The organism is Marinobacter sp. M5B (assembly GCF_042604615.1).
Taxonomy (GTDB): Bacteria; Pseudomonadota; Gammaproteobacteria; order Pseudomonadales; family Oleiphilaceae; genus Marinobacter; species Marinobacter salarius.
Genome location: NZ_CP156894.1, coordinates 3,185,731 through 3,207,606, shown reverse-complemented (window position 1 = coordinate 3,207,606; position 21,876 = coordinate 3,185,731). Strand labels below are relative to the sequence as shown.

20 protein-coding genes are annotated in these 21,876 nt (G+C 57.8%); 16 read left to right on the top strand and 4 right to left on the bottom strand.

The window, feature by feature from the left end:
• Positions 1–192 precede the first annotated feature (192 nt).
• Positions 193–1,233 (bottom strand): EF-P beta-lysylation protein EpmB, encoded by a 1,041-nt coding sequence (gene epmB, locus AAGD24_RS14550; RefSeq protein ID WP_127401725.1) that lies wholly within the window; start codon positions 1,231–1,233, stop codon positions 193–195.
• Positions 1,234–1,278: 45 nt separating this feature from the next.
• On the opposite strand from epmB, the gene efp reads away from it, so the two are divergent.
• Both efp and epmA read left to right on the top strand, forming a co-directional pair.
• The gene (gene efp / locus AAGD24_RS14545) at positions 1,279–1,854 is read left to right on the top strand and encodes an elongation factor P (RefSeq protein WP_036209698.1); all 576 of its coding nucleotides are present in this window, start codon (positions 1,279–1,281) and stop codon (positions 1,852–1,854) included.
• An 11-nt stretch (positions 1,855–1,865) separates the two neighbouring features.
• Positions 1,866–2,840 (top strand): EF-P lysine aminoacylase EpmA, encoded by a 975-nt coding sequence (gene epmA / locus AAGD24_RS14540; protein WP_036209701.1) that lies wholly within the window; start codon positions 1,866–1,868, stop codon positions 2,838–2,840.
• Here epmA and asd read toward each other — a convergent pair.
• A complete protein-coding gene (gene asd, locus AAGD24_RS14535) occupies positions 2,812–3,690 on the bottom strand; it encodes an archaetidylserine decarboxylase (RefSeq protein ID WP_126811982.1) in 879 nt (292 codons plus the stop codon). The two genes, epmA and asd, sit on opposite strands and share 29 nt — an antisense overlap.
• Before the next feature lie 180 nt (positions 3,691–3,870).
• On the opposite strand from asd, the gene motA reads away from it, so the two are divergent.
• Together motA and motB are read left to right on the top strand one after the other, a co-directional pair.
• Positions 3,871–4,722: a flagellar motor stator protein MotA gene (gene motA / locus AAGD24_RS14530; protein ID WP_199480382.1), complete on the top strand. Its 852-nt coding sequence runs from the start codon at positions 3,871–3,873 to the stop codon at positions 4,720–4,722.
• Between the two features lie 29 nt (positions 4,723–4,751).
• Positions 4,752–5,711 carry a flagellar motor protein MotB gene (gene motB, locus AAGD24_RS14525; protein ID WP_075196536.1) on the top strand — a complete coding sequence of 320 codons (960 nt, stop codon included), beginning with the start codon at positions 4,752–4,754 and terminating at the stop codon, positions 5,709–5,711.
• A 6-nt stretch (positions 5,712–5,717) separates the two neighbouring features.
• Here the strand turns inward: motB and rsgA are convergent, their stop codons facing one another.
• A complete protein-coding gene (gene rsgA / locus AAGD24_RS14520; protein ID WP_091640967.1) occupies positions 5,718–6,773 on the bottom strand; it encodes a small ribosomal subunit biogenesis GTPase RsgA in 1,056 nt (351 codons plus the stop codon).
• Positions 6,774–7,030: 257 nt separating this feature from the next.
• Between rsgA and orn the strand changes: the two genes are divergently transcribed.
• On the top strand, positions 7,031–7,573 hold the full coding sequence (gene orn / locus AAGD24_RS14515) for an oligoribonuclease (protein ID WP_036209714.1): 543 nt from the start codon (positions 7,031–7,033) through the stop codon (positions 7,571–7,573).
• Positions 7,574–7,590: 17 nt separating this feature from the next.
• On the opposite strand, the gene queG is transcribed toward orn, so the two are convergent.
• Positions 7,591–8,655 (bottom strand): tRNA epoxyqueuosine(34) reductase QueG, encoded by a 1,065-nt coding sequence (queG, locus tag AAGD24_RS14510; RefSeq protein WP_036209717.1) that lies wholly within the window; start codon positions 8,653–8,655, stop codon positions 7,591–7,593.
• 155 nt (positions 8,656–8,810) lie between these two features.
• Between queG and AAGD24_RS14505 the strand changes: the two genes are divergently transcribed.
• The 11 genes from AAGD24_RS14505 to AAGD24_RS14455 all read left to right on the top strand — a co-directional run bounded on the left by AAGD24_RS14505 (position 8,811) and on the right by AAGD24_RS14455 (position 21,860).
• Positions 8,811–10,382 (top strand): bifunctional ADP-dependent NAD(P)H-hydrate dehydratase/NAD(P)H-hydrate epimerase, encoded by a 1,572-nt coding sequence (locus AAGD24_RS14505; protein WP_075196534.1) that lies wholly within the window; start codon positions 8,811–8,813, stop codon positions 10,380–10,382.
• Positions 10,382–10,888, top strand: coding sequence for a tRNA (adenosine(37)-N6)-threonylcarbamoyltransferase complex ATPase subunit type 1 TsaE (gene tsaE, locus AAGD24_RS14500; protein ID WP_075196533.1), 507 nt, complete (start codon positions 10,382–10,384; stop codon positions 10,886–10,888). The genes AAGD24_RS14505 and tsaE overlap by 1 nt, the downstream gene beginning before the upstream one ends.
• A gap of 34 nt (positions 10,889–10,922) precedes the next feature.
• Positions 10,923–12,278: an N-acetylmuramoyl-L-alanine amidase gene (locus tag AAGD24_RS14495; protein ID WP_041332406.1), complete on the top strand. Its 1,356-nt coding sequence runs from the start codon at positions 10,923–10,925 to the stop codon at positions 12,276–12,278.
• Positions 12,279–12,297: 19 nt separating this feature from the next.
• The gene (gene mutL / locus AAGD24_RS14490; RefSeq protein WP_075196532.1) at positions 12,298–14,208 is read left to right on the top strand and encodes a DNA mismatch repair endonuclease MutL; all 1,911 of its coding nucleotides are present in this window, start codon (positions 12,298–12,300) and stop codon (positions 14,206–14,208) included.
• Between the two features lie 7 nt (positions 14,209–14,215).
• On the top strand, positions 14,216–15,259 hold the full coding sequence (gene miaA, locus AAGD24_RS14485; protein ID WP_127401720.1) for a tRNA (adenosine(37)-N6)-dimethylallyltransferase MiaA: 1,044 nt from the start codon (positions 14,216–14,218) through the stop codon (positions 15,257–15,259).
• A gap of 40 nt (positions 15,260–15,299) precedes the next feature.
• Positions 15,300–15,548, top strand: coding sequence for an RNA chaperone Hfq (gene hfq / locus AAGD24_RS14480; protein WP_007154829.1), 249 nt, complete (start codon positions 15,300–15,302; stop codon positions 15,546–15,548).
• Positions 15,549–15,667: 119 nt separating this feature from the next.
• Positions 15,668–16,966: a ribosome rescue GTPase HflX gene (gene hflX, locus AAGD24_RS14475; protein ID WP_036209734.1), complete on the top strand. Its 1,299-nt coding sequence runs from the start codon at positions 15,668–15,670 to the stop codon at positions 16,964–16,966.
• A 78-nt stretch (positions 16,967–17,044) separates the two neighbouring features.
• A complete protein-coding gene (hflK, locus tag AAGD24_RS14470) occupies positions 17,045–18,238 on the top strand; it encodes an FtsH protease activity modulator HflK (RefSeq protein ID WP_041332407.1) in 1,194 nt (397 codons plus the stop codon).
• A 2-nt stretch (positions 18,239–18,240) separates the two neighbouring features.
• A complete protein-coding gene (gene hflC / locus AAGD24_RS14465; protein WP_041336347.1) occupies positions 18,241–19,116 on the top strand; it encodes a protease modulator HflC in 876 nt (291 codons plus the stop codon).
• A gap of 184 nt (positions 19,117–19,300) precedes the next feature.
• Positions 19,301–20,482: an ATP phosphoribosyltransferase regulatory subunit gene (locus AAGD24_RS14460; protein ID WP_036209740.1), complete on the top strand. Its 1,182-nt coding sequence runs from the start codon at positions 19,301–19,303 to the stop codon at positions 20,480–20,482.
• A gap of 82 nt (positions 20,483–20,564) precedes the next feature.
• Positions 20,565–21,860 carry an adenylosuccinate synthase gene (locus AAGD24_RS14455; protein WP_036209743.1) on the top strand — a complete coding sequence of 432 codons (1,296 nt, stop codon included), beginning with the start codon at positions 20,565–20,567 and terminating at the stop codon, positions 21,858–21,860.
• Positions 21,861–21,876: the final 16 nt, after the last annotated feature.

Here is a 21,876-nt window from a genome sequence, read left to right as displayed (position 1 = left end):
CTCCGGGTTGCACCACGAACTACAGGCGTATCTTGGTAACGCCTGCGTGTTTTAATCGGAAAACGCCGCGAATATCGGTTTTTATTGTTATCGCTTTCTGCACTGTAAAATAGCAAACGCACAACAAAAAGCGAGAAAAGCACGAGTTGACAATGTTTAACAAGTAAAATTGGGCCAACATTGCCAAATGGGTCACGCAAACAGGTCCAATGGTGTTTTCCCAGGCTGGCCCGGAATCTCCCTGACAAGCCTGGGTACCAGGAAACCTGGCAGCACTGTGATCAGTTGCCGTACCAGGTCCCGAGCCTTGTCGTCACTAACTTCGAAGTGGTGGGCGCCGGCCACTGGGTCGAAGGCATGGAGGTAATAGGGCAGTACACCGCACTCGAACAATCGCTCGCTGAGTTCCGCCAACACTCTGGCGTTGTCGTTCACGCCTTTCAATATCACGCTCTGGTTCAGCAATGTGACGCCCGCGGCTTTCAGTCGCCCGAGGGCCTGTTGCGTGTCGGCATCCAGTTCGGCGGGATGATTGACGTGGATGACAACGACAGCCTGCAGGCGTGAGCCCGAGAGCCACGCGATCAGCGAATCAGACACCCTCTGGGGGATGACGACGGGCAGTCGGGTATGGACTCTCAGCCTGCGGATGTGTGGGATGGCTGCCAGTGCCTCCGCCCAGGCCGACAGCAGCCGGTCATTCGCCACCAGCGGGTCGCCCCCGCTGAAAATCACTTCGTTTATGCGAGTATCGTCGGAGAGGGCCTTGAGGGCCTGCGACCGGTCCTCCGGCGACAGTCGGTGGTCCTCGTAGGGGAAGTGGCGGCGGAAGCAGTAGCGACAGTTGATGGCGCATTGCCCGGTCACCATTAACAGGGCGCGGCTATCATACTTGCGAATCAGCCCGGTCGCTGGCATCGAGCCACTTTCCTGAAGTGGGTCGGAGACAAACCCGGGATAGGTGTCTGCTTCGGACGATAAAGGCAGCACCTGACGTAGCAGGGGGTCGTCGGGATCGCCCCTCGTGATTCGATTCAGATAGGGTTCGGGTACCCGTATGGGGAACAATCGGTGGCCTTCGTCCGCGCCATGGAGCCAAGCTGCCGGGTCAAGGTCAAGCCGGCGCAGGAGGGCATCCGGCGTAGTGACGGACTCCGAGAGCAGTCGCTGCCAGCTGTGATCAGCGTGATCGACGGGGCGGGCTTCTATACGGGTGGCGGTTCGCTGTATCATAGCCAGCTTCGAATTTCCAAAAGCATCGTTTCAGGTGATAATTTCATGGCTTCATATTCTACCAACGAATTCCGTGGCGGTCTTAAGGTTTTGCTGGACGGCGACCCCTGCATCATTCTCGAGAACGAATTCGTAAAGCCCGGCAAAGGGCAGGCATTCAACCGGGTAAAACTGCGTAACCTGATGACCAACCGGCAGTGGGAACGCACTTTCAAATCCGGCGAGAGTCTGGAAGCTGCTGACGTGATCGATCTGGAAATGGAGTACCTGTATACCGATGGCGAATTCTGGCACTTCATGAAAACCGACGGGTCTTTCGAGCAGTTTCCGGCGGATGCCAAGGCGGTTGGTGACTCGCTTAAATGGCTGAAAGAGCAGGATGTTTATACCGTAACGCTCTATAACGGCGCGCCTCTGACAGTCTCCCCGCCCAACTTTGTCGAGTTGGAAGTGGTGGACACGGATCCGGGTATGAAAGGCGATACCGCCCAGGGTGGCTCCAAGCCGGCGACGCTTTCCACGGGTGCCGTTGTCAACGTGCCACTATTTATCACCATTGGTGAAGTGCTCAAGGTGGACACTCGCTCCGGTGAATACGTCAACCGGGTCAAAAACAGCTGATTGGAGCCCTGGTGACTGACTCCCTTCAGTGGCGGCCCTCGGCTTCACAGGTGGCTCTTAAAAGCCGCGCACAACAGCTTGCCTGGGTGCGTGGCTTTTTTGCGCAACGTGATGTGATGGAAGTCGAGACGCCCGTGCTTGGCCGGCATGGTGTTACTGATATCAATATTGACAGTATCTCCGCGAATCCCGCCTCGATCGGAGTCCGCCCAGCGGGCGGGTGGCTGCAGACATCCCCGGAATATCACATGAAACGGATGCTGGCGGCTGGATCCGGCCCTATTTATCAGATCGCCCGGGTGTTTCGCGACGGTGAGTTCGGGCGGCGACACAACCCTGAGTTTTCCCTGCTTGAATGGTACCGGCCCGGTTTTACGGATGTCGATCTGATGGAAGAGGTCTCCGAGTTGGTTTGTGGCTGGCTGGGTTGTGAGCCGCCACGCACCATGGATTATCGCGATGCGTTTGTCCGGTTCGCGGGTATTGATCCGTTTTTGGCCGGTAATGACGAGTTGTCAGAGCGTTGCGAACAATGGATGGAACCATCCCAGCTGGATGGCCTCTCTCGTGACGATTATCTGGATCTGCTGATGAGCTCTCAGGTGGAGCCGGCACTGGCGGGCGTTGGGCCGGTATTCGTGACCGGTTATCCGGAGTCCCAGGCTGCACTGGCCCGTGTGTCTGAACGGTCCGGGGTGCGGCAGGCTCATCGTTTCGAGCTCTACGTGGGCGGTGTGGAGCTGTGCAATGGCTACTGGGAACTGACCGATCCCGACGAGCAGAGGCGTCGGTTTGAGGCGGACAACCAGGCTCGCCGCAGAGTGGGAAAGCCCGAGATGCCCATCGACCAGTCGTTCATGGCGGCCCTGGAGTCGGGGGTGCCCGATTGTTCCGGAGTGGCCTTGGGCCTGGACCGCCTGTTGATGCTGAAGTTGGGGCTTGATGAGTTGGCCGGCGTTATTGCGTTCCCGGCTGACCGGTGTTGATGTCGCCGAAAGCTTCACCCATGCGCACCGTACCGCCTGCTACCTGATTGGCGTTCCATTTCACAGCGCCCTTGGGCATAACCATGATCACCGTTGAGCCCAGGCGGAACCGTCCCATTTCCTCGCCTTTTTCAAACTGGATGGGTGTTTTGAGGCTGTCATAGCGACTCTCGGAAACCTCACCCCCGCCGGGTGCCACGACGCCAGCCCAGGTCGTCTCGACACTGCCCACGATCATTGCGCCGACCAGCACCAGGGCCATTGGGCCTGCGGGGGTGTCGAATAGACAGGCAACCCGCTCATTTCGGGCGAACAGGTTGGGCACGTTCTCCGCGGTGGTCGGGTTGACGGAAAACAGCTTGCCGGGAACGTACACCATTTCCCGGAGTGTGCCGGCCAGCGGCATATGAATGCGGTGATAGTCCTTAGGGGAGAGGTAGATGGTGGCGAATTCGCCATCGGTAAAGCTTGCCGCCCGCTCCTCATCGCCACCGAGCAGTTCGTTGAGGCTGAAGGATTGGCCCTTGGCCTGGAATACCCGATCATTGCTGACTTGACCCAGTTGGCTGATGGCGCCGTCAACGGGACTGACCAGAGTGCTTTCTCGCTCGTCCACGGGCCTCAGGCCGGGTTTCAGGGCGCGGGTAAAAAAGGCGTTGAAGCTTGCATAGGCCGCCGGGTCCGGTTCCAGCGCTTCGTTCATATTGACGCCATAGCGGCCGATGAACCACTTCACCACACGATCCTTTAGCCCGGGCATGCTTTCATTGTCCGCAAGTCGGCCCGCAAGGCGTGAAACCGCGAGTTGCGGCGTTATGTACTGGCTCATTACAAACAGCTTGTCGAACATTGGAAAGTGATCCTTGGCGCTCAAAGGCGCGAAGTTTAACAAATCGCGGGGTGTGTATAGAAATTGTTTCATATCTTCGCGGTTCGGTCCGCTGCTTGCTATTATCTGTGCAGGCCGGCCAGGTGGCTCCGCTTCAGGCGCCTAGCCTGACAGAAATCATAGAAGGTGTGTTCTCAATCCATGCTACTCATAATCGGTGCAGTCATTGTCATTGCCAGCGTCCTCGGGGGCTATGTCCTCCATGGTGGTAATCTTCTGGTGTTATGGCAGCCCACGGAAATACTCATTATCGGCGGCGCTGCAGTGGGGTCATTCATCATTGCCAACCCCCTGCACACCATCAAGGAAGTGGCGAAAGGTGTCCTCAGCCAACTGACGGGTTCTCCCTACAACAAGTCCTTTTACATGGATTTGCTCAGCCTGATGTACGAGGTTTTCGACAAATCCAGGAAACAGGGTGTGATGGCCATCGAGGAAGACATCGACAATCCGGAGTCAAGCCAGATCTTCAGCCGTTACCCCGCCATTATTAAGTCGAAGTACCTGCTGGCCTTTATCACCGACTACCTGAGAATTATCAGTTCCGGGAACATGGCAACCCATGAGCTCGAAGGCATGATGGAAAATGAGATCGAGAGTCGTCAGCACGAACTTGAAGAGCCAGCCCACGCTGTCAACAAGATAGCCGATGCTCTGCCAGGCCTCGGGATTGTCGCAGCCGTGCTCGGTATTGTTATCACCATGAACTTCCTGAGTGAGGGCCCTGAAAGAATTGGCCTCAGCGTGGCGGCGGCGCTGGTGGGAACGTTCCTCGGAATCTGGATGGGGTATGGCTTCGTTGGCCCCACCTCCATTGCCATGGAGCACACCGCCAAATACGAGATCAAAGCCTACGAATGCGCCAAATCCGCAATCGTTGCCACCGTGTCGGGCCAGGCGCCGCAGATGGCCATCGAGTTCGGCCGCAAGGCCCTGCCGTCGGATAAGCGGCCCGGGTTTCAGGAACTCAACGACCACGTGCGTTCAAAATAGTCTGAGCAAGAGCCGTCAGGAGCAGTTTCTTGGAAGAACAGCCAATCATCGTAAAGAGAAAAAAGAAAGTTGCGGCTGGGCACCACGGCGGTTCATGGAAAGTGGCTTTCGCCGATTTCGCTACCGCCATGATGGCGTTTTTTCTCGTGCTCTGGCTGACCGCAACGGCGTCTCCTGAACAGATTCGTGCTGTGGAAGGTTACTTCAAGGACCCGGTCGGGTTTACTGAGGGTGGGTCTCCCAATCCGGTGGATCTTGAGGGCAGTGCCTCGGTGATCAACGAAAGCAGCGAGGACATCGAGCGCAGCGATATCCAGATCGAAGACCAGGTTGTGGAGGAGCTGGCGCAGACTCTGGAGCAGCGGCAGATGGAGGAGCTCTTTCAGGACCTTCAGGACCGTATAGAGCAGAGCGAAACCCTTCAGGAGTTCAAAGATCAGCTGCTGATCGATATCACCAGCGAGGGCCTGCGTATTCAGATCGTCGACCGCTCACAGCGCCCCATGTTTGACAGTGGTCGGGCCGAGCTCAAGTATTATTCTCAAGATATCCTGTTTGAGCTTGCCAAGACTCTCGGCACCGTCAACAACAAACTGAGCATTACCGGCCATACCGACTCCACGCCCTTCAGCGGTCGCCCGGGTTACACCAACTGGGAATTGTCGGCGGACCGGGCCAACACGGCTCGCAGAGCGCTCGTTGCAGGCGGTGTCAGGCAGGAGCAAATTGGCCGGGTTGTGGGGCTGAGCGATTCGGTGCTGTTTGATCAGGACGATCCTCAGGCGCCGGTTAATCGTCGTATTTCCATTATCGTGATGAACAAAAAGACAGCGGCTGGCATCCAGAGCAATGCCAGTCGATCGGGTGAGCCCTTGATTGACCTGACTGCCCCCTCTGAAGAGCAGCAGCAGGAGGCAATGAAACGGCTGGAAGAAGGCAGCTGGGCGGAAGAGAAGGAAGAACCCAAGCCCGGAGAGCTGAACTGGTAAGCCGGTTCAGTCGGCTTTCAGTCCCCGTGACTGCTGTTCCGCCATATCCTGAAGAATCCGGTTGAAGCTTTTCAGTCGCTCCGTGCTGATGCGACCATCCTCGGCAGCCTGCGCAATGGCACAGCCGGGGTCACCCATATGGCTGCAATTGCGGAACTTGCAGTGACCGATCAGGTCTCGTATCTCCCGGAAGCCGTACTCGATCTCTTGTGGTGTCATGTGCCACAGTCCGAACTCCCGGATACCCGGCGAATCGATGAGGTCGCCTCCGCAGTTGAGGTGAAAAAGTTTGGCGGTCGTGGTGGTGTGAACCCCTTTCCCGGTGCTCTCCGAGACCGCGCCTACCCGGATCGATGCTTCCGGCAATAACGTCTGGATAATGGACGATTTGCCAACTCCCGATTGACCCACGAATACGCTAGTCTGACCTTTTACCAGGTCTTCAACCCTAACCGCCTGCTCACCCTCCAGGGTTTTTGCGGAGGTGCGTTCTATTCGATATCCGAGCTTTTCGTAGCGAGCCAGAAGTTGGTCGATTGCTTCCCGATTCTGGTCAGTCACCAGGTCGGTCTTGTTGAGCAGGATGATGACCGGAATGTCTGTGCTCTCGGCCGCCACCAGATAACGATCAATCAGGTTGTCGTGGGGTTCCGGTTCGGGGGCGATCACAAGGATGATGTAGTCAATATTGGCAGCGACGGGCTTGAGTGCGCCGAAGTTGTCGGGCCGTTGCAGTAGGGTGTGACGGTCGCAACGCGCCACAATGACGCCGGTATTGTCGCTGCCTGGGCGCCAGATCACCTTGTCGCCAGTTACCAGGCTGTCGATGTTCGCTCTCACAAAGCAGCGCAGCACCGTGCCGGTGTCTTCCCCCTCCAGGGCTTCCACGTCGAGTTGCTGGCCGTAGTGAGCGATAACAAGGCCTTGTTGCTCCGGGCCGAGATCACCAGCGTCCAGCTTTTCGCTGATGGATTCTTCTTTCTTCGCCGCCCGTGCAGCCCGCTCCTGCTGAATTTTCTTGATGCGCCACTGCTGCTGCTTGTTGAGTCGACGTTTAGCCATATCGTGGGTCGGTTAATTCCTGCTGGGAAATGGTGATTGCTGTAACATCATACGTGAATGATTTCGTCAGAGCCTGTTTGTTCTGTCGGGATTGGCCGATATATTACCAATATTACGAGGGTGGCCGGTCACTGCTTCCCGGGAGCGTCTGAAACCAGGGATGGTTTCAGTCGAGCGCACATGGATGTGCTTGTAGCGTATCCCGGGAAGCAGTGACCGGCCACCCATGCACGCATTGGAAGGCTGGGAGTCACCGAATGCCAGAAGCCAACTACCTTGTCTGGATTGACCTGGAAATGACGGGGTTAGACCCGGAAAAAGAGCGCATCATCGAGATAGCAACCATCGTTACGGATTCTGAATTGAACACGATTGAAGAAGGGCCGGTGATTGCCGTTCACCAATCAGACAAACTGCTCAGTGAAATGGACGAGTGGTGCACGCGGACCCATGGCGAAAGCGGACTGACCCAGCGGGTAAAGGACAGTAAGTACGGCGAGATCGATGCCGAACAGAAAACCCTGGAATTCCTGCAGCGGTATCTCGAGCCGGGGCAGTCCCCATTATGTGGCAATAGCATCGGCCAGGATCGTCGCTTCCTGGTGAAGTACATGCCGGAACTGGAAGCCTTCTTTCACTACCGCAATCTGGATGTGAGTACCATCAAGGAGCTGGCGAGGCGCTGGCGGCCGGATGTGCTGGACGGGGTGAAGAAGAAAGGCAGTCACCTGGCGTTGGACGACATTCGCGACTCCATAGAGGAGCTGCGGCATTACCGGGAACACTTTTTCCAACTGTAGGCCGCGGCGCTTTCAAGCTATAGGCCGTGCCTGCGAAGGGCCCAGTGCACATGCTCCCGAACCATCTCTGACGGAAAGTCAGCCCGCTGTTTTAGGGCTTCGATCACTGGGATGGTTGAAGGCGCATTGCCAAGGCCCACCGCCAGGTTCCTCAGCCATCCCTCGTAACCGGTGCGGCGGATGGCGGAGCCTTCAGTGCGTTTGAGGAATTGTTCTTCCGTCCAGAGGAACAGCGTAGCCAATTCGCTGTTGTCCAGGCCATGGCGGGGCTGGAAGTCTTTTTCCGCCGTTGGCTTGCTGAACTTGTTCCAGGGGCAGACCAGTTGGCAGTCGTCACAACCGAACACGCGGTTACCCATTTTGGGGCGCAGTTCTTCCGGAATGCTGCCCTTGAGTTCAATGGTGAGGTAGCTGATGCATTTGCGGGCATCGAGTTTGTGGGGGCCTTCAAAGGCATCTGTGGGGCAGATGTCCAGGCACGCGGCGCAACTGCCGCAATGTTCCTTTTCAAACGGTTCGTCCAGCGGTAATGGCGCGCTGGTAAAGATTTCTCCGAGGAAGAAAAACGACCCCGCTTTTGGATGAATCAGCATGTTGTTCTTGCCAATCCAGCCCAGGCCCGCGCGCTGGGCAAGGGCCCTTTCGAGCACAGGAGCGCTGTCTACGAAAGCTCTGTAATCGTATCCCGATACTGCCTCGTCAATGCGTTTTGCCAGGGTCGCCAGTCGTTTGCGCATCAGCTTGTGATAGTCACGCCCAGTGGCATAGCGGGTAATGTAGGCCTTCTCGGGGTTAGTGAGTATTCGCCCCGGGTTATCGGGCGCAGGCAGGTAGTCCAGCCGCACGGAAATGACTCTTTGCGTTCCTTCCACCAGTGAGGTGGGGGTATAGCGTTTGTCGCCATGATCTTCCATATACGACATTTCGCCGTGAAAACCCTTGCGGAGCCAGTCCTTCAGGCGAGCTCCGTGAGCACCGGTGTCCGGGAGGGTAATGCCGACATCACTAAAGCCGAGTTCCCGGGCCCAGGATTGGATATGTTCCGGCAGATGTTCGAGGTTTTGATCGATCGATTCGGTCATGGAGTGCCAGTCGAGTGGCAACCGGTTTTCCCGGCGGCCCGAAGGGTAATGAAGTTTAATTTGATTAAGTTATGACCTTTTCCGCTGTTTTGCTATTCTTTACAGGTATCTGGCCGATTTTCTTAATCCGAATTCTTTAGCGGGAGCCGATTTTCATGCCCCTGTCTGGTGGTCATAGTTTACCAGAAGACCTCTACTCCGCCGATGCGGTGAGGGAGATTGATCGCTATGTAATTGATCAACAAGGGGTTGACGGATTTGACCTGATGCAGGCCGCAGCCGCCGGTGCGTTTCGCAGGCTGGTACGCAACTGGCCTGAGCCGGGCCGGGTTCTGGTGCTGTGTGGCGCCGGCAACAATGGCGGTGACGGCTATTTGGTGGCGGCCAATGCCGTACGCCATGGTTTGGATGTGGACTGTATTGCCGTTGCGCCGACGGGAAAATTATCTGGTGATGCCCGCAAGGCCTGGCAAAAATCCGTGGCCGATGGGGTAAAAGTGCGGGAACTTGCGGATCTTGGTAGCGGCGATGCGCAGCGATCAATTGCCAGCGTCGGTTTAATCGTGGACGCCATGTTGGGAACCGGCGTAACAGGCGCTCCCAGGGAGCCCTTTGCGGCGATGATCGACGCGTGCAATGAGGCGCCTGCGCCCGTAATGGCGATTGATTTGCCGTCCGGCCTGAACGCAACCACTGGAGCGGTGGTCGGACAGGCGATACGGGCTGATGCAACAGTGACCTTTATTGGGCTCAAGGCCGGACTGTTTACGGGGCAGGGGGCTGAGTGTGGGGGTGACATCCTGTTCGAGTCCCTGGATACCGATGACTGGGCCTCCGAGAGCGGTCAGCAGCCTTTTGCTCGCCGGGTTGACTGGCGGTCGATTCGTTCGGTCATCCCCAGGCGATCAAGAACCGCGCATAAGGGTCGTTTCGGGCACGTGCTCGTGGTGGCCGGGGACCGGGGTTTTGGCGGTGCCGGCCTGTTGGCAGCCGAAGCAGCGGCAAGAGCCGGTGCCGGACTGGTTACGCTGGCCACGCGCCCGGAATACGTCTCACCGGCCCTCGCGCGCTGTCCATCGGTCATGGTGCAGGGGCTGATTCATGGTTCTGAACTGCCGCCGTTGATTGAAGCGGCGGATGTCATAGTCTGTGGTCCGGGCATCGGCCAGGGTGCCTGGGGGCAGCAGATGCTCCAGCAGGTGGTTGCGAGCGGTAAGCCGAGGGTGCTCGATGCAGATGCCCTCAACCTGATGGCCTCAAGGGTGGCGCAGCCGGCACACAATCATATCCTTACCCCGCATCCTGGAGAGGCGGCGCGGCTTCTGGCGTGTGATGTGGCGGAAATTGAAGAGGATCGTGTAGGCGCTGCCGGGCGAATCTCTCAGATGTTTGGCGGAGTTGTGCTACTTAAGGGGGCCGGAACGGTGGTGGCAGGCGGAGGTGCAGTGCCGGACGTTGTCAGCGGCAGTAACCCTGGCATGGCGACTGGTGGCATGGGGGATGTTCTTTCGGGCGTGCTGGGTAGTTTGTACGCTCAACTGAAGGATGCCCGTGTTGCAACCTCGGCAGGCGCTGCATTGCATCTGGCGGCTGCGGACCTGGCGTCGGAAACCCGCGGTTATATGGGGCTGTTGCCGATGGATGTTATTGAGGCCCTGTCACAGGTATTGGTGGATTCTGAGCGCTGGCCGGATCGTCGTTCGGTTGGCGGTGGTGGAGACGAATGATGGACGTTGCAGCGCAGGAGCTCTCGCTGTTCCTGAAGGATGAGGTGGCAACAGAAAACCTTGGAAGGGGGCTCGCTACCGTTGTGGTTCAGGCCGGACAGGGAGCCACTGTATTTCTCGAGGGCAACCTGGGTACGGGAAAGACGACCCTGAGCCGTGGAGTCATGCGTGGCCTTGGCCATGACGGGGCTGTTAAAAGTCCGACCTACACCATTGTGGAGCCGTATGAGCACCTGAGCCCTCCCGCTTACCACTTCGACCTATACAGATTGGGTGATCCGGAGGAGCTGGAGTACATGGGTATACGTGATTACTTTCAGGGCCAGAGCCTTTGTTTGATTGAGTGGCCCGAGCGGGGTCAGGGAATCCTTCCGGATCCTGACCTTTGGATACGCTTGAGTGTCAGTGGAGATGGGCGTAAAGCGCTTGTCTCGGCGGCAACGGCTGTGGGTGTGGGGCTGCAGGCCAGGCTTGCGGCAATACCGTTGTCGAGTGTTCGAGGTTAATTATGTGTGATCAGTGCAGGTGGGCAGGAAAATGATGGCAAGAATGTTCTCCAGATGGTGCCTGGCCGGTAGTGTAATGCTGACTCTGTTGTTTCCTATGGCAGCAATGGCGGGCGTTAACGTGGAAGGCGTGAGGATCTGGCCCGCGCCGGACCATACCCGGCTGGTGCTGGATGTTGCCGACAAGATTGATCACAAGGTGTTTGCCCTTTCCGGGCCTTCGCGCCTGGTGATTGACCTTGAGAACACGACGCTCAAGGCCGATTTTGACAAGCTCGATCTCTCGGGCAGTCCCGTAAAGCGTATCCGCAGCGCCCCGCGCAACGGTAATGATCTTCGGGTAGTGCTCGATCTGAAGAGTGACATCAAGCCGCGCAGCTTTCAGCTCGAACCCAATCAGCAGTACGGTCACCGGTTGGTCGTTGACCTGATTGACGAAGGTGGTCTGAAGGCTCGAAAGCCTTCGGAGCCAACTGTCACCGAAAACGCCAACGGCAAGCGGGATATTATCGTGGTGGTTGATGCCGGCCACGGCGGCGAAGACCCGGGAGCAATCGGCCCCCGGGGCACCCGAGAAAAGGACGTGGTGTTGAGAATGTCGAAAACCCTGGCGGAATTGATCGACGCCAAGCCGGGTTATACCGCCAAGCTAACCCGTACCGGTGACTACTACATCGATTTGCGTAGCCGCACACTGCTGGCCCGGAAGCACAACGCCGACCTGTTTGTGTCGGTCCACGCCGATGCCTTTCGCACGCCTCAGCCCCGTGGTGCTTCGGTGTTTGCGTTGTCACAGCGGGGTGCCACCAGTGAAACCGCCCGCTGGCTGGCCAAGACCGAGAACCGCTCAGACCTGATCGGGGGTGCCGGTGGGGTGTCCCTTGATGGTCGAGATGACATGCTGGCGGGTGTGCTGCTGGACCTCTCCATGACCGCCAGCATCAATTCCAGCCTCGGTGTCGGGGACTCTATCCTCGGCAGGCTTGGCAGTGTCGCCAAGCTTCACAAGAAAGGCGTTGAGCAGGCTGCGTTTGCGGTGCTGAAATCACCGGATATTCCATCGGTTCTCGTTGAGGCGGGATTCATCTCGAACCCGAAGGAAGAGCAGAACCTTTCCAGTGCCTGGTATCGTGAAAAACTGTCCCAGGCGGTGTTTCGGGGTATCGATGACTACTTCCAGAAAACGCCCCCGCCAGGCACGTTGCTGGCGTGGCAGAAGCAGAACGGCCGTGGCGATGGCAGTGTCAGTCAGTACCGGATTCGCCGGGGGGATACGCTCTCAGGTGTCGCTCGGGAGAACCAGACAACCGTCAGCGAACTGATGCAGTATAACGGCCTCAATGATGACCGTGTTATGGTAGGGCAAACCATTCGTATTCCTGCATCCTGACACGAGGTCCCCTGGTAACATGCCCTCCATTCGATTACTGACGCCCCGCCTGGCCAACCAGATTGCTGCCGGTGAGGTGGTTGAGCGCCCGGCTTCGGTCGTGAAAGAACTGGTAGAAAATGCGCTCGATGCCGGTGCCCGCCGGGTCGATATCGAGGTGGAGCAGGGGGGTGTCAAGCTGATCCGGGTACGTGACGACGGCATGGGCATAGACGAGACGGACCTTCCCCTTGCGCTCAGCCGTCATGCCACCAGCAAGATTGAAAATCTCGAAGACCTTGAAGCAGTGGCGTCCCTTGGTTTCCGGGGGGAGGCCCTGGCCAGTATCAGTTCCGTTTCCAGGCTGGCACTGACATCACGCACAGAGCGCCAGGAGGCGGCCTCAAAGGTAGAAGTGGAAGGGCGCGACATGGACGCCAGTATTTCCCCGGCGGCCCATCCGGTGGGCACGACGGTGGAGGTCCGGGACCTGTTCTTTAACACGCCCGCCCGACGCAAGTTTCTCCGTACGGAGAAGACCGAGTTCAACCATGTTGAAGAATGCATTCGCCGCCAGGCCCTGAGCCGTTTCGACACCGGTTTTACGCTTCGACATAACCAGCGTGTGGTCCAGAGCCTCAGGCCGGCTGAGAATCCGCTGGACCGGGAGCGGCGGATTGGCTCTCTATGCGGTCAGCAGTTTATCGACAACGCCGTGGTGATTGATGCTGAGGCTACGGGATTGAAACTTTGGGGTTGGGTTGCCCTGCCGACCTTTTCCCGCAGTCAGGCGGATTTGCAGTACTTTTTTGTCAACGGGCGGGTGATACGGGACCGGCTGGTAGCGCATGCCGTGCGCCAGGCTTATCGGGATGTGCTTTACAACAACCGTCACCCGGCGTTCGTGTTGTATCTGGAGGTTGATCCCGCGAACGTGGACGTGAATGTTCACCCCACCAAGCACGAAGTGCGTTTCCGCGATGGGCGCCTGGTTCACGATTTTATTTTCCGGACGCTTCACAAGGCGCTGGCAGATGTACGCCCGGATGATCATCTCAAGGGAGCGGTAGCCCAGTCCCACGGTCGGGAGGCCGGTACGGCAACCGGTGGTTTTGGCGTTCAGGCTGCCATGCCGGGTGTCAATCACCAGCCCGCCTCCGATCCGTTTACAGGTTCCGGCGGCAGCCCGCAGCATGCCGGGTTCTCAGGGAGCCCGAGGCCCCCGCAGCCTGAATGGCAGGCCCGCGATCAAATGGCGTTCTACCAGTCCCTGAACGGGGGCGGTGGAACCGGGGCGCAGCCCGCGATGGCTGACTCCGGTGATCTGGCCGTTGCGGCGCCTACGCCACCGCAGGACAGCGGTGATGAGCCGCCGCTTGGCTACGCCATTGCCCAACTGCACGGAATTTATATCCTGGCCCAGAGCCGTCAGGGCATGATCGTGGTGGATATGCACGCGGCCCATGAACGTATTACCTATGAGCGTATGAAGCGTGCGCTGGAGGCGCAGGACCTCAAGAGTCAGCCGCTGCTGGTGCCGGTTTCCCTGGCTGTCAGCCAGAAAGAGGCGGCATTGGCGGAGACTCATGGTGAAGAGCTTTTGCAGTTGGGATTGAGGGTGGAGCGCATTGGCCCCGAAACTCTCGCTGTGCGGCAGGTGCCTGCGCTGTTGCGGGGGGCGGACACCGAGCAATTGGTTCGGGATGTGCTGTCTGACCTGATTGAGAACGGCGAAAGCGACCGTGTGGAGGCGGTGATACATGAGTTGCTTGGTACCATGGCATGTCATGGTTCCGTGCGTGCCAATCGGCAACTGACCATTCCGGAAATGAATACCCTGTTGCGGGACATGGAGGCCACCGAGCGCAGTGGTCAGTGCAACCATGGTCGGCCCACCTGGACTGTGGTCACCCTCTCGGAGCTGGACAAATTATTCCTGCGCGGGCGTTAACACCGGTATGACGGCATCAACCGCTAAAGGCACCAAGCCCATGGCCATATGCCTGATGGGCCCGACTGCCTCGGGCAAGACCGACCTGGCCATCGAGCTCTGTCGCCACCTGCCCTGCGATATCATCAGTGTTGATTCGGCGATGATCTACCGGGGTATGGATATTGGAACCGCCAAGCCCTCGCACGAGGAGCTCTCCCAGGCGCCACACCGGTTAATTGATATCTGCGACCCGGCGGAAACATACTCGGCAGCGGACTTCCGTCGCGATGCCCTGCGTGAAATGAACGACATTGTGTCAGCGGGGCGGATTCCGTTGTTGGTGGGTGGCACCATGATGTACTTCAAGGCATTGCTGCATGGTATGTCCAACCTGCCGTCTGCTGATCCAGTCGTCCGGGAGGCCCTTGAGCAGGAGGCGAAGGAGCGAGGCTGGGGTGCCCTTCACCAGGAGCTGGAGCGACAGGACCCTGTGGCGGCGGGTCTCATTCATCAGAATAACCGGCAGCGACTTATTCGGGCACTTGAGGTGATTCGTCTGACGGGACGGCCGATTTCCTCAATATGGCAGGACAAGGCGAGCAGAGGCCAGGCAGAGAACCGTCAGAACAGCGATGGCATTGAGGATTACACCTATTTCACCCAATGGCAGGCAGACGAATCGCCGTCTCTTCCGTATACTGTAGTGCAGCTTGCGATGGCTCCCGCCGAGAGGCGGGTGCTCCATGAAAGAATAGCCCTGCGTTTCAACGCCATGCTGAATGCGGGTTTTCTTGATGAGGTCAGGGCGCTGAAGGCCAGGGGTGATCTGAATGCTGGCCTGCCCTCCATGCGTTGTGTCGGATATCGTCAGGGCTGGGCACATCTGGCCGGTGATTATGATTACGACACCATGGTAGACAAGGGCGTTGCTGCTACCCGGCAGCTTGCCAAGCGACAGCTGACCTGGTTGCGAAAGTGGTCCGATGTGGACTGGTTGGATAGTGGCGACAAACTTATGTCCGACACTGCCTTGAAAATTATTGAGTTTCGCACCACATTTAACAATTGAAGTTGACGATCTGCCTTTACTTATAAACAGGAGAAAACACATGTCAAAAGGGCACTCTCTACAAGACCCTTACCTTAATGCATTACGCAAGGAACGCATTCCGGTTTCCATCTTTCTGGTCAATGGTATCAAGCTTCAGGGCCAGATCGAGTCTTTTGACCAGTTCGTGATTTTGCTGAAAAACACTGTCAGCCAGATGGTCTATAAGCATGCCATTTCCACTGTGGTGCCCGCGCGGAACGTTCGTATTCCGCCACAGGCTCCGGGCGGAGAAGAATCTGAAGACTGATTTATCCGGGCACACCGGTGTTGTTACCCGCGCTCCCGAAGGGCCCGAAAAGGCTCCCAGGGCCGCGGGTGTTTGTTTTGGTGACAGGTGCAGTCTGACTGATTTGGAGTTGTTACTACTTGTTTGAGCGTCCCGACGTTGGTGAACGGGCGATTCTCGTTCATATCGAGTTTTCCTCACACGAAGAAGCTGAGGATCTGGGCGAGTTCCGTGAACTGGTCTGGTCTGCCGGTGTCGAACCCGTAGGTGTTGTCACCGGCTCGCGCAAGCAGCCCAGCCCGAGACTGTTTGTCGGCGAGGGGAAGCTGGAAGAAATTCGTGATGCCGTGACCGCCAACGAAGCGGATGTGGTGCTTTTCAATCACGCACTCAGCCCCAGCCAGGAACGAAACATTGAGCGTGAGCTGAGCTGTCGTGTGCTCGATCGCACGGGCGTCATCCTGGATATTTTCGCTCAGCGTGCTCGCACCCATGAAGGTAAGCTTCAGGTGGAACTGGCTCAACTTGAGCATATGTCGACCCGCCTTATTCGGGGTTGGACGCACCTTGAGCGCCAGAAGGGTGGTATCGGGTTGCGTGGCCCGGGTGAAACCCAGTTGGAGACGGATCGGCGGTTGCTGCGGGAGCGTATCAAGTCCATTCATCGCCGCCTTGAAAAGGTCCGTAAACAGCGTAACCAGGGTCGCCGGGCCCGGATGCGTGCGGATATTCCAACCGTCTCACTGGTGGGCTACACCAACGCGGGCAAGTCCACGCTGTTTAACCGCATAACAACGTCAACCGTTTACGCGGCGGATCAGCTGTTTGCGACCCTGGACCCGACGCTGAGGCGCCTGGAACTTCCTGACATTGGCCCGGTCGTAATGGCCGACACTGTCGGCTTTATCCGTCATCTTCCCCACAAGCTGGTTGAAGCCTTCCGTGCCACCCTGGAAGAAACCACCGAAGCCTCAATTCTGCTCCACATAATCGACTGCCACGATCACCGGCGTGACGAGAACATGGAGCAGGTGGAAGAAGTGCTGGCAGAAATAGGTGCTGACGAGATTCCGGTGTTGCAGGTTTTCAACAAGATCGACCTGCTGGATAACTTCCAGCCGCGGGTTGAGCGCAACGAAGATGGCGTTCCCGTGCGTGTCTGGGTTTCTGCGGTCACCGGGGAAGGTCTTGAAGGCCTGTTTGATACCATCGTCGAACGATTGGCGGAGGACGTGATCCATCAATTCGTACTGCTGGGCCCGACGGACGGCAAGTTGCGGGCGCTTTTGCATGAAGCGGGCTCTGTCGTGACGGAAAGTCACCGCGATAGCGGGGATTCGGTACTGGAAGTACGCCTTCAGCATCGTGACTGGTTACAGCTTTTGAGCCGCGCTGGCGTGCGCGAAAATGATGTAAGGCTTGAAGAACAACGTACATAGGCCGGCTGTGCTATTGCCGGGGCGCTTATAAATCCCTAGTATTTGCAGCCATTCGATTAGTTTGGAACGGAGAACACTATGGCCTGGAATGAACCGGGTGGAAACCGCAACGACAATGACCCCTGGGGTACTGGTGGTGGTCGTGGCGGAAATGACCAGGGCCCACCGGACCTGGACGAGGCGCTAAAAAAGGGTCTCGACAAGCTCAATCGCTTGCTGGGTGGCAAGGGCAACAAGTCCGGAGGCAGTGGCGGCAGTTCGTCCTCGGGTGGCGCCGGCGGTTTTGGTGCCATCCTGGCGTTGGCGGCCATCATTTTTGCCGGATACGTGGTCTTTCAATCGTTCTACACCGTGAACGAGCAGGAGCGTGCGGTTGTGCTTCGCTTTGGCGAGTTCAGTCGTACTGAAACGCCGGGTCTGCGCTTCAAGGTTCCGTTGATCGATAGCGTTTATCTGGTCCGGGTGACGAACGTCCGGAATGCGGAATCTACAGGCCAGATGCTGACACAGGACGAGAACCTCGTCTCTGTCGACCTTCAGGTCCAGTATCGTGTTGGTGATGCTCAGGCTTATGTGCTGAACGTCCGTGATTCCAACCAGGCATTGGCGTTTGCTACTGACAGCGCCTTGCGCCATGAAGTTGGTAGCTCAACACTTGATGACGTGTTGACGGAAGGTCGTGCCGAGTTGGCCGTTCGCGTGGAGCAGCGCCTGCAGAGCTTCCTGGAAGAATACGGCACTGGCTTGACCATTGTCCGTGTAAACGTCGAGAGCACTCAGCCACCCGATGCGGTGCAGGATGCCTTCCGTGAAGTGCAGCGCGCCCGTGAGGACGAGCAGCAGGTCAAGGAAGAAGCTGAAACCTACCGCAATAAAGTGGTCCCCGAGGCTCGTGGCCGGGCACAGCGCTTGACCGAGGAAGCGGCGGCCTACAAGGAAGAAGTGATTGAGCGTGCCCGTGGTGAAACCTCACGTTTCCTGGCGGTTCTTGGTGTGTATCAGACTGCGCCGGAAGTCACTCGCGAGCGTATGTACATCCAGGCGCTTGAAGGGGTTCTGTCGAATACCAGCAAAGTGCTGGTGGACACCCAGAGCAGCGACAATATGATGTACCTGCCTCTGGATAGGCTGACTAACCGTTCCGGTGCCAGCACCGGCAGCCAGAGCGGTTCCGGAAGCTCCGGCAGTGACATCGACATCAAGACCCTGTCAGATCAGGTGATTCAGGAGCTGCGTGGCAGGCAGGATAGTGGCGTTCGGAGGAGCAGATAATGATGGGACCCAAAAGTATTGTGGGCCTTGCAGGCGCCCTGATTGTCGTACTGGTTACGCTCTCCAGTGTTTACATTATCCCGGAAACCCATCGTGGCGTGCTGCTGCGGTTCGGTGAGTTGATCGAAACGGATATTTCAGCCGGGCTTCACTTCAAGGTGCCGGTCATTGATCAGGTCCGGGAATTCGACATCCGATTGCTGACAACGGATCTTCCATCGCGTCAGTATTTGACCATCGAGAAGAAGCCGCTGGACGTCGATTCCTACATCGCCTGGAAAATCCGCAACGTGGATCAGTTCTACCGGGCCACTGGTGGTGACGAATACCGCGCCTCCGAGCTGCTGTTGTCTCGCGTGGATAACGGCCTTCGGGATGAGTTCGGTGTTCGGACCATGGTCGAGGTCGTTTCCGGCCAGCGTGACGAGCTGATGCACACCCTGCGTGACCGGGTGAACGAAACGTCGCTCAAGGAATTTGGCATTGAAGTGGTGGATATCCGCGTCAAAGCCATTGAATTCCCGGGGCAGGTGAGCCAGAACGTCTATCGTCGAATGGCGACCGAGCGCGAGAAACTGGCGCAGGAATTCCGCTCCCGCGGTCGCGAGTTGGCGGAGGGTATTCGCGCGGATGCTGATCGCCAGCGCACCGTTATCCTGGCGGAAGCCTTTGCCAAGGCTGAGGAAATGCGTGGTGAAGGTGATGCTCAGGCCGCCCAGATCTATGCCGATGCCTATGGGTCTAACAGCGAGTTCTATAGCTTCTACCGCAGTCTGGAAGCCTATCAGAACACCTTTGCCAATGAAGACGACATCATGGTCATCGACACTGATAGCGACTTCTTGAAGTTCCTGAAGGACCCTCAGGGAAACCGCTAACCACGACGATGGTAGTGACAAAACCGGAATACCTCGGTATTCCGGTTTTTTTGTGTCTGCCAACAGTGTAAAATTCTGCCGGTTTTGGTTCGGGTTTTTATCTTTCCCCGAGCATCGCCCTAAATCCTGTGCACTCTCGCGGCAAGAAGCTTCCGCCCCGGGACAGAACGGACAACCGAATCTCATGACAGTATCTGATCGCTGGCTACTGCCTGATGGCGTGGAAGACATCCTTCCGCCATTGGCTGGACAGATTGAATCCCTGCGCCGGGATGTAATGGATACCTGCCAGCGTTGGGGTTACCAGCTGGTTATCCCGCCGTTGATCGAATACCTCGAATCACTTTTTACGGGCACCGGGCACGACCTGGAGCTTCAGACCTTCAAGCTGACTGATCAGCTGACCGGCCGGATGATGGGGCTGCGTGCGGACATGACGCCGCAGGCAGCACGCATTGATGCCCATACCCTTGGCCAGGAAGGTATTACGCGGCTGTGTTATGCCGGCCATGTGCTCCACACCCGACCGCGCCATATGCTGACAGGGCGCACGCCCATCCAGGCGGGTTGCGAGCTGTTTGGTAGCGCCTCCGAATCGGCGGATCTGGAAGTGATCAGCCTGATGCTTGAAACCCTGCGTGTATCGGGTTTGCCCAGAATCCATCTGGATCTTGCCCATGTCGCGATCTACGAGACATTGGTTGGAGAGGCCGGGTTTGATCGCGATACCGGCGCGGCCATCTTTGATGCCATGGCCCGTAAGTCTGTGCCGGAACTGGATGAATTGCTGGGCGGGTGCCCACCGGGTTCTGCTGGCGGCATGCTCAGAGAGCTGGCCAGAGTCAGCGGTGGGAAGGATGCCCTGCGTGAGGCAAAGCGCATTCTTGAAGGGGCGCCGGAACCGCTTCGTCAGGCGCTGGATCAACTGGATCGAGTGGCGGATATGCTGTCCGCGAGCTATCCAGAGGTAAGCTTCGGGTTCGATTTTTGTGAGCTTCGAGGATACAACTACCATACCGGGCTGGTGTTTGCGGCCTATGTGCCGGGGCATGGTGACGCGGTTGCCAAGGGCGGTCGCTACGATGCCATTGGCAGTGATTTCGGCCGTGCACGTCCGGCGACGGGCTTTAGTCTTGATATCCGTGCGCTGGTCTCACTTGGTCAGCGAACCGGCCGCGCTGGCAAGGCCATATGGGCGCCAGCCACCGAAGATCCTGCGCTGGATGGCGTGATTTCCGGCCTGCGGATGACGGAGACGGTTATCCGCGCCCTGCCGGAAGACGAGGGCGTTGATCCTGGCACGCGCAATTGCGATCGTGCCCTGGTGAAGCGAGACGGCCAGTGGGTCGTGGAGCAGTTGGACTGATGACCTTCGGGGTCGGGCCACTCATTTACAGGTAAACCTGCGGGCACCCCATCAATTGGCGGGGCCGCACTGAGAGAGAGTCATGGGTAAAAACGTTGTAGTGCTGGGCACCCAGTGGGGTGATGAAGGAAAAGGCAAGATTGTTGACCTGCTGACCGATAAGGTTGCGGCGGTGGTGCGCTTTCAGGGCGGCCACAATGCCGGCCATACCCTGGTTATTGAAGGTAAGAAAACCGCCCTTCATCTGATTCCGTCTGGCATTCTTCGCCAGAATGTCCAGTGCCTGATTGGCAACGGCGTCGTGCTCTCTCCGGAAGCGTTGCTGAAGGAAGTCCGCGAACTCGAAGGCAATGGGGTTGCTGTGCGGGAGCGTTTGAAGATCAGTCTGGCGTGCCCGGTCATCCTCAAGACCCATGTTCGTATCGATCAGGCGCGCGAGCGAGCGCGAGGTGTCGACAAAATTGGCACCACCGGTCGCGGTATCGGGCCGGCCTACGAAGACAAGGTTTCACGCCGTGGGATTCGCGTTGGAGATCTGTGTGACCCGAAGAGCTTTGAAGAGAAGCTCCGGGAAATCATGTCGTACCATAACTTCGTGTTGACCGAGTACTTCAAGGAAGAGCCCGAAGACATTGATCAGGCGTTTTCCGAACTGATGACCATGGGCGAGGAAATTCTGCCCATGTCTGCCGACGTCACGGATATCCTCCATGACCTTCGCAAGCGCGGCGAACACATCCTCTTTGAAGGTGCGCAGGGCTCGCTGCTGGACATTGATCTGGGTACCTACCCGTACGTCACCTCCTCAAATACCACGGCTGGCGGCACGGCTACCGGGTCTGGTTTTGGGCCGTTGTTCCTGGATTACGTGCTGGGGATCACCAAGGCCTACACCACTCGTGTCGGTTCCGGTCCGTTCCCGACCGAGCTGTTTGACGATATGGGCCATCACCTGGCGGTCAAGGGCAACGAGATTGGCACCACCACCGGGCGTTCACGCCGTTGTGGCTGGTTTGATGCGGTTGCACTGCGCCACGCCATCCAGATCAACAGCGTATCGGGCATCTGCCTGACCAAGCTGGACGTGCTCGATGGCATGGATACGGTGAAGGTGTGCATTGGCTACAAAACGCCTAACGGGGAGATTACCCGCCCGCCGATCGGTTGCGATACCTACAAGGACATTGAGCCGGTGTATGCGGATCTTCCGGGTTGGCAGGAGAGCACGGTCGGGCTGACAGGCCTGGACCAGTTACCGGAGAACGCCAGGGCCTATATCCGTTTCCTGGAAGAGCAGATCGAAGCACCGATCGATATCATTTCCACCGGTCCTGACCGGGTAGAGACGGTCATTCTGCGCCACCCCTTCGGCGAGTAACCTTCCTGGGTTGTCG

Excerpts from the sequence above, each read along its gene's own strand:
- epmB (WP_127401725.1), bottom strand. The coding sequence starts at position 1,233 with ATGATACAGCGAACCGCCACCCGTATAGAAGCCCGCCCCGTCGATCAC.
- efp (WP_036209698.1), top strand. The coding sequence starts at position 1,279 with ATGGCTTCATATTCTACCAACGAATTCCGTGGCGGTCTTAAGGTTTTG.
- asd (WP_126811982.1), bottom strand. The coding sequence starts at position 3,690 with ATGTTCGACAAGCTGTTTGTAATGAGCCAGTACATAACGCCGCAACTC.
- motA (WP_199480382.1), top strand. The coding sequence starts at position 3,871 with ATGCTACTCATAATCGGTGCAGTCATTGTCATTGCCAGCGTCCTCGGG.
- rsgA (WP_091640967.1), bottom strand. The coding sequence starts at position 6,773 with ATGGCTAAACGTCGACTCAACAAGCAGCAGCAGTGGCGCATCAAGAAA.
- orn (WP_036209714.1), top strand. The coding sequence starts at position 7,031 with ATGCCAGAAGCCAACTACCTTGTCTGGATTGACCTGGAAATGACGGGG.
- queG (WP_036209717.1), bottom strand. The coding sequence starts at position 8,655 with ATGACCGAATCGATCGATCAAAACCTCGAACATCTGCCGGAACATATC.
- AAGD24_RS14505 (WP_075196534.1), top strand. The coding sequence starts at position 8,811 with ATGCCCCTGTCTGGTGGTCATAGTTTACCAGAAGACCTCTACTCCGCC.
- tsaE (WP_075196533.1), top strand. The coding sequence starts at position 10,382 with ATGGACGTTGCAGCGCAGGAGCTCTCGCTGTTCCTGAAGGATGAGGTG.
- AAGD24_RS14495 (WP_041332406.1), top strand. The coding sequence starts at position 10,923 with ATGGCAAGAATGTTCTCCAGATGGTGCCTGGCCGGTAGTGTAATGCTG.
- mutL (WP_075196532.1), top strand. The coding sequence starts at position 12,298 with ATGCCCTCCATTCGATTACTGACGCCCCGCCTGGCCAACCAGATTGCT.
- miaA (WP_127401720.1), top strand. The coding sequence starts at position 14,216 with ATGACGGCATCAACCGCTAAAGGCACCAAGCCCATGGCCATATGCCTG.
- hfq (WP_007154829.1), top strand. The coding sequence starts at position 15,300 with ATGTCAAAAGGGCACTCTCTACAAGACCCTTACCTTAATGCATTACGC.
- hflK (WP_041332407.1), top strand. The coding sequence starts at position 17,045 with ATGGCCTGGAATGAACCGGGTGGAAACCGCAACGACAATGACCCCTGG.
- hflC (WP_041336347.1), top strand. The coding sequence starts at position 18,241 with ATGGGACCCAAAAGTATTGTGGGCCTTGCAGGCGCCCTGATTGTCGTA.
- AAGD24_RS14460 (WP_036209740.1), top strand. The coding sequence starts at position 19,301 with ATGACAGTATCTGATCGCTGGCTACTGCCTGATGGCGTGGAAGACATC.
- AAGD24_RS14455 (WP_036209743.1), top strand. The coding sequence starts at position 20,565 with ATGGGTAAAAACGTTGTAGTGCTGGGCACCCAGTGGGGTGATGAAGGA.